The organism is Peribacillus sp. CSMR9 (assembly GCF_033141925.1).
GTDB lineage: Bacteria > Bacillota > Bacilli > Bacillales > DSM-1321 > Peribacillus > Peribacillus simplex_A.
Map to the genome: position 1 here is coordinate 1 of NZ_JAOPHO010000088.1, position 13,044 is coordinate 13,044.

The following is a 13,044-nucleotide window of genomic DNA, read 5'->3' on the forward strand; positions in this document are numbered from 1 at the left end:
GATTAAGTAAAAAAATGATAAACAGCGAAAATGGGATAATATGGATTATTGATGTATAATTGGATTGAAATTAGAAATTCACCAAAAAGTAGCAAAACAAGTAAATGACAGCAAAGAGAATGTTTAGCATTAGGGAGTATAAGAAAGGAGGTCTCTGTTATAAACTGTACCCTATGTAAAGGACAATTTTAAAAAAAGGTTAGGCTATCTCTAGAAGATGATCTCTGTATTGAACAGGGGTCATCTTTTTTAAATCCCACTGATATCTATACTGGTTATAATAAGTCATATATTCTTTGATTTCCCTTCTTAACTCCCCTAAAGTCTGGCATGGCTTTATATAAGCTTCGTCCTTAAAATGTCCAAAGAATGATTCTTGCGGGGCATTGTCCCAACAATTCCCCCTTCTGACATAGACTTGCCCAATTTATACTTTTTTACTAACCTTTGAAAGTCTGGGTGTGTATAGTGGGTTCCTTGATCGGAGTGGATAAAGGAACCTTTAGCCAACTTAATCTCCCTATTCTTTTTCAATTTGTTAAGGGTATCAGTAGCGATATCCATGGTAATGCGGTCTGAGACATGATAAGCCAGAATCTCATTAGTAGAGGCATCTTTAAACGTTGATAAATATGCCTTTTGTCTATTCCCGTAAAAAAGATAGGTGATGTCTGTAAGCAATACTTTATAAGGGATATCCTGTTTAAACTCCCGGTTTAAAAGGTTCGGAAGGACTCTGTGTTCCTGGGTAGCTTTCATCATAAGCTTGTATGGATTTGCTTTTCTGAATGGGCATATGATGTTGTATTTCCCCATGATTCTTCGAATCCTTTTCAGGTTATAGACAATATTGAATTGACCTGCCAAAGTCATCTTGATTTGGCGGGCTCCTTTTTTGCGGTTTTTAAATCTAAATGCTTTCAGTATAATGGAACTATCCCGCCCCTTTAGCATTCCTGTAGAGCATTAATTATCGGCTTTGAAAAAAACAGAGCCCCTCAGTATGAACTGCACCCCAATTGTTAGTCACAATTAACAATTGGAGGTGCAGTTTTTTTATGACAAAATATTCGTTAGAAACTAAGCTAGCTGCCGTTCATTTTTTTATTGAGGGTCATGAATTTTTTAAAAATGTAGCTCAGAAGTATGAAGTAAGCAAAACTAAAAGGATTGAGTCCTGTAAAATACAGGATCCAATCCTTAGCAGCTGCTTAAAATACTTTGTCTAACTTTTTGTGTTCACTTCACAATACAGGGATCATCTGTTCAATGCTTTCTAGCTTTTTTTAAAATATCCTTTACAAGGGATACACTTTAAATAAGAGAACCACCTTATTATTTATAAAGTAAAATTTTACCTACAGTACCGTCAGCACTTTGGCCAACTACGCGAACCTTTAGTCCGAATTTTGGAATATTACGGCCAACGTCAGGAGCTTGGGTATTGCTGTAATTCTGATTATCATCAAACATGGCATTGCTTTGAGTAAAGTTATCTTTCAAGTAGAAAGAAGAATCACCAATGGTCACTTTACTACCTTTGTTTAAGCTAAATGCTGCATCATGCATTTGATAGCTGTTTGAGCCAAGGACTTTATTAACATCATATACACCGTTTGGATCCTTCCAGTCCTTATTATGCCAGATATTATTGTGCTGGTCGGCGTCGACAACACCTAAGAAACCATCACCAGGGTGGTAGTCTGGACCTGTCCAGTTGTTATCGTAGGAGTTATCAACATACCAAACTACTAAACCTTGATCATAAGATAACATGGTTCCTTTACGGTTCACATTGGCTAAACCTGAATCAGAACCGTTATGGGATCTCCATTCAAGAAGGTAATACTGACTTGCATGTTTTTTGCCATCAGATTTGGAGAAACCTACAAAAGTAAATGGTGAAGTTCCTTCCGCATCATCGGACAGAATTGTGCTGCCACCCGCACTTACCTTGATATCATCAACATAAAAACCAGCCATTGCCAATCCGCCATCAGTGACATAATTGAAGCTTAATTGGACTTTTTGTCCAGCAAATTGAGATAAATCAAATGTTGCATCTACCCATTTGTTTCCGGAATCTCCTGTAATACCATTGCCTGGATTTGACCCTTGAGGATCATCATTCGTTGTGATGTTACCATGAACCGTTTGACCATTGACACGAACAGTAGCATAATCATAATCTTGTTCGATAGAGTACCAGGTTTTAAATGTAAGTTGAGCAGAAGTAGCATTGGATAAGTCAATAGTCGTGTTCATTTTGTTACTTAGATTATTTCCACTCCCACTGAAGTACTCTGACTTTCCACTTGCAGGCGTATTAACTAATATCTCCTTTTCAGGAAGATTTACTTTAACAACATCATCATTTGTGCCTTTTGTACTTGCTTCATCAAGCAAGTACTCTGTTCCTTTAGAAGTAACATCATTTACATTTATTTGACTTCCTGACTGCCAGTTTGGCATAAAGTCATTTGTTGTCATCGTTTGCTGTAAAAACTCTTTATCATATGGACTGAAGCCAGATGGTTCCGTACCTGGAATTTTCCCTGTCCAGCTTCCACTTGACATGAGTGACCAGTAGCTGACTGGTTCACCTAAACCGCTGTAAAGAGTGTCATACTCATCCGGCAAGCCTAAATCGTGACCGAATTCATGAGCAAATACGCCCGCAGCTCCATCTTCTGGTTCAATGGTATAGGCTAGTCCTAACAAATTATCGACACCAAAATAGTTTACATCCGCTTTTGTTTCGGGAATTGGGTAGAGACCGCCTAGATCCCAGCTGTGAGACCAAATTGCCTCTTCACCAATTTTACCGCCGCCTGCTTCTTCCCCGACACCAGAGTGAATGACCATGACATGGTCAATGATTCCATCTGGTTCGCGCATATTGCCGTCACCGTCCAAATCAAACTGATCTTCTTTGTCATATTGATTCAAATCAATTGAAGGATCTTTAGCCGCATCAGCAAGGGCTTCCCGAATAAGTGCTCTTGGATTTTTATCATTACCGGCATTTTCATCATGAGCGCCGTAATAAGCAGCTGGATGTTTGGCTGTATACCAGCCGGCAACCTTACCATCCACCGTATAACTGCCGCCGGACTGTTGCTCGTAATACTGTTTCATGGAGATCTTCTTTTTACCATCCGGACCGACATAGCCATTTTCACCGAAAATCATATCCTGATAATGTTGGTTGGAGTATGCATCGGGTCCGCTATAATACATGTCTGTTTCATCGGAAGTTAATTGTCCGTGTGGAAGATTAGGAAAATCAATTAATAGAACGAGGACCTCGTCTTTCCTTTCCGTACCATCCCAATCTTCTTTTTTGACAGAGGAAACAGTATTTTGCTTTGCTTGCCCTGACTTGTTTCCTTTTCCCTCATTTAGACCGTTACTATCCATTTTTGCTTTAACTTGTTCTTTTAGTGCGGCCTGCTTCTTTTCAAAAGAATTTTCTTTTTTATTAGTTTCCGAGGCTGTCGCTAGCTTATGTAAATACTTTTGTAATGCCTTATCTGCTTCTGTGGTCGTCGCATCTTTTGGAATCGATCCATTTTTCTTTAACATCTCAATTAGCCGGTCATCATTTGCAATCCCTAAATCAATTGGTGCTCCCTCTTTTCCAGAAACCTTAACTTCTTGAGATAAATTCACATGACTTATAACTCCGGGTGTAAACGCACTAAATGCAAGTCCAGCAGATAATAATGGCATGCTAATTTTCTTTTTCCAATTCAAAGTCCATCCCCCTTAAAAAAAGTCTATGAAACTAATTGCGAAAAGAAAGAGTTTCATAGAATTTTATACTACAGGCTACAAATTGGCAATGGTTAATATATTGATTAATCAGATAATTGAAAATATGTTTCTCAATAAACATTCTTAAATTTAACACTCGAGACCAAGTAGGTTACCACTTGCATTAAGGTAAATTACTACAGATTTCATATTTACAGGTAGAACTATGAAAACTGATTTATAGCAATGAACGTACCTTTCTTCTTAAACTATTGTTAATCCAAAATTACGTCTTATTTAGTTCATATTTCAGCTTTTTTCGCATTCGTGAAGATATCTGTGTGGTTGTTAAGTGTCTGTCGCTTGGCATGTCTGGAAAAGTTAGTAGCTGCCACCCACTGACCACTATAAGGACATGGAAGCTGTGCGTCTACTTGCCATTGTGTCGTTACGAATCTATTTGTATTTGAATTACATCTTTTGCAATCTTATTGACTACCTTTGTATTCACATTGACTACATCATCATTCATTTTGTATTTGTCCGTGATTGCTAATTCTCCAGATACCCTGTCATTTCACGTTCTATCAGCAGACAAATCGCTTCACTGATAGATAAATTCAGTTCGTCACAGTAACCTTTGAAATCACCGTACAAGCTTTCTGGAATGAGTGCGGTTAATACCTCGGTCTTTTCTCTTCTTCTCCGATTACGTACGAATTGTTTCAAGTATGTCATCCAATTCTCTCCTAAATCCACTTATTGATTTATTCGGGCACATCACCATACCCCCTTTAATTCATTACGTATACAATTCGAATCACAATCAAATCATTTTGAAACATTCATATTAGGTCACCTTGTATACTTGAGTATTAGATTAAAATATATATTCTATCGAGGTTATTCTTAAAATAATTAAGAAGTAAACTTCACTATAGTAACTGATAAATTTGTCTCCAAGAATCTTTGATGATTGTTCTTTTTGACGCTCATACCGAGTAGTTTTTTTAAGGCTGTTTTCACATACTTTGTTGCTATTTACCAGGTAGTGAGTTGTGGTTGATTTCCCCTCCAGATGCTCGCTTTCCGCGGGGCGGGCGGTGAGCCTCCTCGGCGTAAACGCCTGTGGGGTCTCACCTGTCCCGCTGCTCCCGCAGGAGTCTCGCACTTCCGCTCCAATCAACCTTAAATAGTTTCGTTTTAAAAACAACAATCTTTACGAAAAGAGCCTTTTTTTAAAATTACTTATGTATTTCACTAGAACGATGCTACTTTGAATAAGAGAATATGTAATTCAAAACCTTTATTCTGAGTGCAAAATAAAAACGACAATTAAGTCGCCTTTTCTCTATCTTTTTAATAAAAATCTCCAAGCTGCAAGTTTTGTTGTCCCACCCTAGCCCCCTTCGTAAATATATCAGAAGCATCCTAACCACCGATTTATTTGGAGAACTTTAATAGGGCGCTGCTCTCTTTTTCAAAAAATTGAAGTTTGCGCTTTATTTAATATGGTCTTTTTCCTGATTATTAGTGTTTAATTTTCATGGTAGTTTAAGTGTAATTCTTCACAATCCTGTTTTTGGAAAAAGCGACCTCCATCTTGAATGATCGCACGATATATAATAAAAATAATCAATAACCTATTGTGCACAAGGCTGCAAAATAACCTGTTTGAGGACGGAACAGGCAGCCGTCGCCCTCGTTGGAGATCGGGATTGTCACCCAGCTAAAATTTTGCATGCTTGTAGGCCGTAGCCCACCGCTATGGCTTTTTTATTTTCTTTCAAGCTTTTTTTTGGGGTTGTACTTTCTGACTTTTTCATCACTGGCCCGTAATGCCACTCAAACGTAGTCTCCTCTACCCTTGTCGTAATATTTTTTTATATACTTGATGGAGTCTTTCCTTGGATGTTTAGCTACATAATCCGGCTCCTGAAGGATTTCAGGTCAAAGAGGTATTCATTACCCATACTACAGACAAAAAATAAACATATACTTAATGATACTTGTGATCAGATTAGAAAGGAGAAATCTGCTTTGACAAAATATCGGATTATGTCCTTTGATGGAGGCGGTACATTAGGTGCTTTAAGTTTACAACTTTTGAACAGACTGGCTCAGCACAACCCAAAATTAATTAGGCGAACCAATGTTTTTTCAGGAAATTCAATCGGTTCATTCACTGCCCTTGCGTTAGCAAGTGGAAGATCGCCCAAGGAGACACTCCAGTTTTTTAAGGATAAAATCCTGCCGGCATTCAGCGTTTCCCGACCAGGTGGACCTGTTTTCAACCAACAATTACCATATTCTGGTTTCGTTAAAGCGGTGCAAACATTTTTTCCACCAGATCTTCTCCTCAAAGACTTAAAAAGACGAATTGTTGTCCCTGCATTTCATTTATTCTCACCGGAGCTGAATCGTTGGACTCCTGTGTTATTCCACAACTTTCCTGGCTCTCCCTATTTAAATGAGAAAGCGAGTGATGTAATACTACGGAGCAGTGGTGCTCCCGCGACACAACGAGCCTATCAAAACTACGTGGATGGGTATACAGTAACAACTAACCCCAGTACAGCCAGTATCGCGTTTGCAGTGGGGAAAGCCAAACAGCCGTTGGATCAAATTGCGGTATTATCCATTGGAACAGGTGAAGAGCCGACTCAATTAAGAAGAGATACGAAGGGGTGGGGGATGGTGAGTGCAGATAACATACGCCCCGAAAATATGAAGAACCTTCCCCCAAATTGGGGAGTCCTTTTGGACCGATCGCCCAATGAACCCTTACTGCCATTTCTTCAGATTGTCGCTAGTGGATCCGCTTACTATGAATCCATGGTCAGTTCTCAGCTTCTAGGAAATCGTTTTTTTCGGTTAAATCCAAGGATCCCTAATTTCTCCAAAACGGACCCGTCTGTAGTTCCCGCTGTCATTTCAATTGCTAACAAAACAAATTTACAACCTGCAGTTCAATTTATAGAGAAAAACTGGAATTAATCAAATTATCCCATAAATCTGATTGGGTGATTGAATTTTCCGTTTTTATTGAAAGCATTTGGATTTTTTATAGAAAAACAGCCATAACCTGGCTGTTTTTATTTATTCAGTTCTTCTTCAACTAAACTCCCTCAATAAACTAAACACAATCTCACTATTGCTCTAGTTTTCAAAGAAACACGTTTTACCCAGTTCCAATCCTCTAAAATCCTGTGCTCTCGCTACATGATTGTGCTTGGCGATATCTACTCCCACAATTAAGGTTTCAGAAGTAATTTGAGAGATTTTATGATTTTGGTTATAATTCATTGTGAGACCTCCAAATAGATGTTTTTGTCCTTTTTAGCTGCCAGCTTAGGACACATTCATCTTATCAAGAGGTCTTTTTTCGTTCAAACTCTTATGCAACTAAAGGGGCAGCATTCCTGTAATAACTGAAAATGAAATGAGCAGCTGATTAGCTCCTGATAATGAAGTAAAGCACCTGTTAGTTCAACAAGGAGACATCCTTTATTTGAATGTCTCGTCTATTTCATTTCTGTCGTAATCTAATATCCAATCGTTGTATTTGTCATAAACATCTCTTATTGTTTCGGGAGAGGTCGCCAATAAATCACAACCCCTGTCATCATAAACGTGAAATATAGTTTTCCTGTTGATGTTGATAAAATAGACTCTATTAAAAATACTTGGTCTTATACCCATATCATTATTGCAGATTGCTTTTAACATAGGAATGTATTTGAAGTCAGACGTTTTACATTTTAAAGTAAATCTATCTGTTTTATATGTTCCTTCATCATCATCGTCAGGAAAAATATAGGGAATTGTTTTTTGGTTTAACCCATATAAGACCGATTTCTCTTTAATATAACGACAAAAAGTTTTTGATTTATGTTTATAACCATCTGCATAATCGTTTACGTCAACTACGATATAAATATCATCGTTATGAGAATGCAAGGACTTAAATAAAGTGATAGCCCTTTTATATACTCCTTGTAGATATGGGCTATTTTCATAATCATTATCTCTATCATAGTCCACACCTAATTCAAAACGGATACCAATTTTCCAACTATAAAACAAGGGTGGTCTAAGTTCTAAGTTCGGGAAATTCTCATTCATAAAGTCGTTTAAAAGCATTTTTGCACCTCGTTAATTTTCCTTCATTGTACCATTCCTTAAGGAACTATCTTGCCCCTTTAGCATTCCTGTAGACCGTTAAATATCAGGTTTGAAAAAAAATAGAGCCCCTCAAGCAAAAAAACGCTTGGAATCATAAAATCATCCAAGCGTTTTGCGCTTATTTCAATATATTTCATTTGTTAATTACATTTCCCTATGAAAATTCGAAATATCTCAATGTAATGAAATTATTTAGTTATTGATTACTTGGAAATGAAAATTCCGCTTTATTTTCGTGGTCTTTGGATTCAGGCCATCTTTCTGAAATCGTTTTGGTTTTTGTGAAAAAGCGAACGGTGTCTGGACCAAACATGTGGCCTTCCCCGAATTTCGAACGCTTCCACCCTCCAAAGTTGTAGTATCCGACTGGGATCGGAATCGGTACGTTCACACCGACCATTCCCACTTCAATTTGTTCTGAGAACTTCCTTGCAGCAGACCCATTTTCTGTGAAAATCGTAACACCATTACCATATTCGTGATTATTAATTAATTCAATTGCTTCGTCTAAGCTATTTACGCGTACCACAATACGTGCCGGTCCGAACACCTCATCACGATAAATTTTCATATCAGGAGTAACATGATCTAAAATCGTTGGTCCTAAATAAAAACCTTTTTCCGTTTCACATATTTTAGGATTCCGGCCATCCACATATAATTGTGCACCTTCTTCAAGACTTTCATTAATATACTTGATAACAGAATCCTTTGATTCTTGTGTAATTACAGCTCCGAAGTCTGCATTCTTGTCATTATATGCCCCTACTTTTAATTCTAGTACACGAGTTTTTAATTTTGCTACAAATGCATCAGCTGTAGCTTTACCAACCGGAACAGCTGCTGAAATCGCCATACAGCGTTGGGATGCAGAACCAAATGCTGCACCTAGGAAGGCAGTAACAACTTGATCTAAATCAGCATCCGGCATAATAATCATATGATTCTTTCCTCCACCAAAAGAAGCTACTCTTTTATTATTTCGGCTTCCTTCGTGATAAACATATTCAGCTACCCTAGTAGAACCTACAAAAGATATGGCATATACTTTTGGATTTTTAAGTAATGCATCAACTGCCTCTTTGTCACCGTTAATGATACTCCAAATCCCATCTGGTAAGCCCGCTTTTTTCCATAGATCCGAGATAAATAAAGCTGAGTTCGGAACACGTTCAGAGGGTTTTAAAATTACCGCATTTCCACAAGCTACTGCCATAGAAGTCATTGCGAGCGGTACCATTACTGGAAAATTGAATGGAGAAATCGCTGCAACTACACCTAGAGGTTGTTTCATTGAAAAAGAGTTGATATTTCCACCAACATTGACAGAGTATTCACCTTTTAACATATGTGGAGCATTTATCGCCAAATCAACCGATTCAATTCCTCTACTAATTTCACCTTTTGCATCAGAAATTGTTTTGCCGCTTTCAAGACCTATTATAATTGCCAGTCGTTCTGTTTCCTCTATTAGAAGGCTTCTAAAGCGATGAATAACTTCCACTCTTTTTGCTACAGACGTATTTTTCCAAGCTGCAAAAGCAGAATGTGCCACTTCAATTGTTTCATTTACTTCCTCTTCAGAAGCATATGGACAAAAAGCCGTTACTTCACCCGTTGAAGGATTATATACCTTTCCAAAGCGTTCACTTCTGCCAGGTTTCATTTCTCCACCAATAAAATGAGTTAATGTTTTCGTATTAAATTCACTTTTAATCATAGTCATATTTTATTCCTCCTAATTTATTATTATTTTTTTTGTATTGCTTTTTCGGCTAGCTTCTTAGTCAATAAGTAAACAGCAGACATATCATTCTCTCCATAACCTTCATTCGCTGCCTGCGTATACCAATCTACCAAGTGGTCTCCAATTGGAAGCTTAATTCCACATTCCTCAGCCATTTGCTTAGCTATTTTTAAATCTTTTAACAACAGATTTGTTGTAAAGCCAGGTTCAAAGTTATTATCGGCGATATACTCCTTATAATTTCTTTCATATATTCTGCTTTGGCCATAACTTACATTTAGGATTTCAAACATACGCTCGTGATCTAAGCCCATATTTTCACCAAGAGTTAGCGCCTCCCCAACTGCTTGGGTATAGAAGCCGATCATCAAATTATTGATTAACTTAATCACAGTGCCACTATCTGGATTTTCTCCAACATGAAACAGATTTTTCCCTAGAATATTTAGCAGTGGCTGCACTTCATCAAAGTATACTTTAGGTCCGCCAACCATAAATGTAAGGGTTGCATTAACGGCACCAATAACACCGCCACTTACTGGAGAACCTAAGTATCTTAAGTTATTTTTCTGGCAAGCAGTAAAAACTTTACGGTTTAATTCTGGTGTTACTGTACTTGTATCAATAATCATTAAATTATCAGAACCATACTTAATAATGCCTTCTTCGAAAAATGTCATCTCAACAATAGCTGGTGAAGGCAAACTAATAAATATCACATCCGCATGTTGGAGTACTTCTTTAATACTTTGACATACATGTCCACCAATTTCTTGAAATTTGACAATGGCTGTTGGATTAATGTCAAAACCGTATACTATATATTCGTGACTAATCAAATTCTCTGCCATAGGTAAACCCATATTTCCTAATCCGATAAACCCTATCCTATGTTTTAAACTCATCTCTCTTTCTCCCCTTCAGGTATCATCTAGTAAAAAATCATATATAAGATAACTGCTAAAGCTAAAGCTGCTGTAGGTACGACCACACTGAGAACAAATACTGGCTTATATGCTCGTTGATGTGTCTCTTTACATACCGATCTGATAGTAGTAACGACGTATCCGTTATGTGGTAAAGAATCTAGTCCACCGGAAGCAATGGATGAAATTCGATGCATAGCTCCCGAATCTAAACCTTGTGCTTGATAAATAGGTGCAAGTATAGGTAAAGCGATTCCTAAACCGCCAGAGGCTGAACCGGTTATAGCGGCTATAGTCGTAACAGCCATTGCAAGACCCGCATATTCTAGCCCAGGCATATTAGTAAGCGTATCCACAATAGCAGTAAATGCTGGTACTTTTGCTGCAACTGCACCAAATCCTACAACAGCACATGTATTAGCAATGGCATTAAGTGCATTTTCTGCCCCTATAGTAAGGGCTTTCCAATGAGTGCCAATAGCATTTTTATACATAAGCGCCCATCCCACAACAATTCCCGCAAATAAAGCAACCAATACCGCTTGATCCGTCGGGATATACTTGGCAACAATATTTAAAACTGCTACTACAGAGATCAAAGGAATGATCGAAATAATTATATTAGGCAAGCCCTTTTTAGATACTCCTTGATTCAGGTCATCCTCTGTTTCCAGCCGAGTTGCAGCAACCTCATTCGATGCACTTTCAGCAATGTGGTCCATAGAAAAAGTTTCTCCTCTATCTACGGCTTTTTGAACCATCCTTCCTAAGAGAATTCCACCTCCAACCATAATTAATAGAGCAATAACCACCCCCACCCAACCTCCAGCAGTTGGAGTCGTACCAAAATGTTCAGTAGGAATTAAATTTTGTATTTCTGGTGACCCTGGCGATGTCATAGTGAAAGAGATGGATCCAAAGACAAGTGCACCAGGTATAAAACGATGAGGTAAATTAGCACTTTTAAACAAAGAAACTGCAATAGGATAAACGGAAAAGGCAACGATGAATACGCTTACACCACCATACGTCATAAGCGCACACGCGGTTACAACAGCAAATACTGCACGTTTAGCTCCGAATCTACGCTGAACCCAATCTGCAATTGAATTTGCAGATTTTGTATCTTCCATGACTTTCCCAAAAATTGCACCTAGTAAAAATGTTAAAAACCAGGAAGCGAAGAAACCAGTGAAGCCCCCCATGTAGTCTGTTGTTAACGCTCCCATTAGATTAAGCTTGCCTGTGATACTTACAACAACAGAACACAACACAGCTGCAATAATGATGTTTATCCCTTTAATGGTCATATACATGAGTAGTCCAAGGCCAGCTATTAAACCTAAAAAACTAATTGCCATATTAACCAATCCCCCCTTTCCAAATTCAATATTATTTTTTGAGTAGTTTCATAGTTGAATAGTCATTAGTAAAGGAGACCCGATATAGATCAATAATTTCCTCTTTGCTAGGCACTCGGGGGTGATTCCCTGGACTTCCGCTTGCTAATGCGTCAGTTGCCATTTTCTCTAAAGATTGTTCAAAATCTTCTTCATTAATTCCCCACGCTTTAAGATTAGGAATATTTAAATCAACACATAGTTTTTTAATGAAAAATACGGTTTCTTTTGCCACGACCACATCACTTTGCTGCTCCATGCCCTCCATAATTGTCCGACCTACTTGAGCTAGTTTTTCAACGCAGCTGCCTTCACTAAATTCCAACACAGCTGATAGAAGCATTGCATTCGAAATCCCATGTGGTACTTTATACAAGGCACCAATTGGCCGAGACATCCCATGTACAAGGCATACGGATGAATTAGAAAAAGCAATGCCTGCTTGCATTGAAGCTAAAGCCATCTGTGTTCTTGCTTCTAAATCATTTCCATCTTCATAAACACGTTGAATGTTATCTATAATTAATTTGATAGATGATAAAGCTAGTGTATTAGTTAAAGGATGAGACTTACGTGAGATATAAGCTTCTAAAGCGTGACATAATGCATCAATCCCTGTGGCAACTGTTAACATTTTTGGTGATGAAAGCGTTAGACTTGGGTCAACAATAGCTGCCTGTGGCATTATTTTAGGTTGTTTAATCATCATTTTTAAATCTTTAATAGTATCAGTCACAACTAAGGCATCAGTCACCTCAGATCCTGTTCCAGCTGTTGTTGGAATAGCTATTACTGAAACGGGATCATTTATAATCACATTTTCCACACCCATATATTCAATTAAAGCGCTTTTATTTCTAGCCAATAGAGCTACCGTCTTAGCAGCATCAATGCAACTTCCTCCGCCTAGACCAACAATTAAATCACATTCCTTCTCTTTAAAAAGAGTTAAAGTGCACATAACCCTGTCAAGTAGACAATAAAAAAAGAGTATTTCAAGCTGCGGCCTTTTCTCGATATTCAATCGGGG

General features: G+C 38.0%; 8 protein-coding genes and 2 pseudogenes. 1 reads left to right on the forward strand and 9 read right to left on the reverse strand.

Features of this window, described 5'->3' with window-relative positions; genetic code table 11:
- Positions 1 to 199: 199 nt before the first annotated feature.
- The 3 genes and pseudogenes from N9I19_RS22240 to N9I19_RS22250 all read right to left on the reverse strand — a co-directional run.
- Positions 200 to 927, reverse strand: a pseudogene (locus tag N9I19_RS22240) (IS3 family transposase); the annotation flags it as partial.
- A 408-nt stretch (positions 928 to 1,335) separates the two neighbouring features.
- A complete protein-coding gene (locus N9I19_RS22245) occupies positions 1,336 to 3,732 on the reverse strand; it encodes an immune inhibitor A domain-containing protein (protein ID WP_411730790.1) in 2,397 nt (798 codons plus the stop codon).
- 576 nt (positions 3,733 to 4,308) lie between these two features.
- Positions 4,309 to 4,494 (reverse strand): hypothetical protein, encoded by a 186-nt coding sequence (locus N9I19_RS22250; RefSeq protein ID WP_317779006.1) that lies wholly within the window; start codon positions 4,492 to 4,494, stop codon positions 4,309 to 4,311.
- Between the two features lie 1,302 nt (positions 4,495 to 5,796).
- Between N9I19_RS22250 and N9I19_RS22255 the strand changes: the two genes are divergently transcribed.
- Complete coding sequence (locus N9I19_RS22255; RefSeq protein ID WP_317779007.1) at positions 5,797 to 6,753, forward strand: patatin-like phospholipase family protein; 957 nt, start codon at positions 5,797 to 5,799, stop codon at positions 6,751 to 6,753.
- Between the two features lie 165 nt (positions 6,754 to 6,918).
- On the opposite strand, the pseudogene N9I19_RS22260 reads toward N9I19_RS22255, so the two are convergent.
- From N9I19_RS22260 to N9I19_RS22285, 6 genes and pseudogenes are all read right to left on the reverse strand, one after another.
- Positions 6,919 to 7,062, reverse strand: a pseudogene (locus N9I19_RS22260) (IS110 family transposase); the annotation flags it as partial.
- A gap of 201 nt (positions 7,063 to 7,263) precedes the next feature.
- Positions 7,264 to 7,881, reverse strand: coding sequence for a DUF3885 domain-containing protein (locus N9I19_RS22265; RefSeq protein ID WP_317779010.1), 618 nt, complete (start codon positions 7,879 to 7,881; stop codon positions 7,264 to 7,266).
- A gap of 256 nt (positions 7,882 to 8,137) precedes the next feature.
- A complete protein-coding gene (locus N9I19_RS22270; RefSeq protein ID WP_317779011.1) occupies positions 8,138 to 9,661 on the reverse strand; it encodes a CoA-acylating methylmalonate-semialdehyde dehydrogenase in 1,524 nt (507 codons plus the stop codon).
- 29 nt (positions 9,662 to 9,690) lie between these two features.
- Entirely contained in the window at positions 9,691 to 10,593 is a 903-nt protein-coding gene (locus N9I19_RS22275; protein ID WP_125160735.1) for an NAD(P)-dependent oxidoreductase, read from the reverse strand.
- Between the two features lie 26 nt (positions 10,594 to 10,619).
- A complete protein-coding gene (locus N9I19_RS22280; protein ID WP_317779008.1) occupies positions 10,620 to 11,975 on the reverse strand; it encodes a GntP family permease in 1,356 nt (451 codons plus the stop codon).
- A gap of 31 nt (positions 11,976 to 12,006) precedes the next feature.
- On the reverse strand, positions 12,007 to 13,044 hold a 1,038-nt coding region (locus tag N9I19_RS22285; protein WP_317779009.1), incomplete at its 5' end, for an iron-containing alcohol dehydrogenase.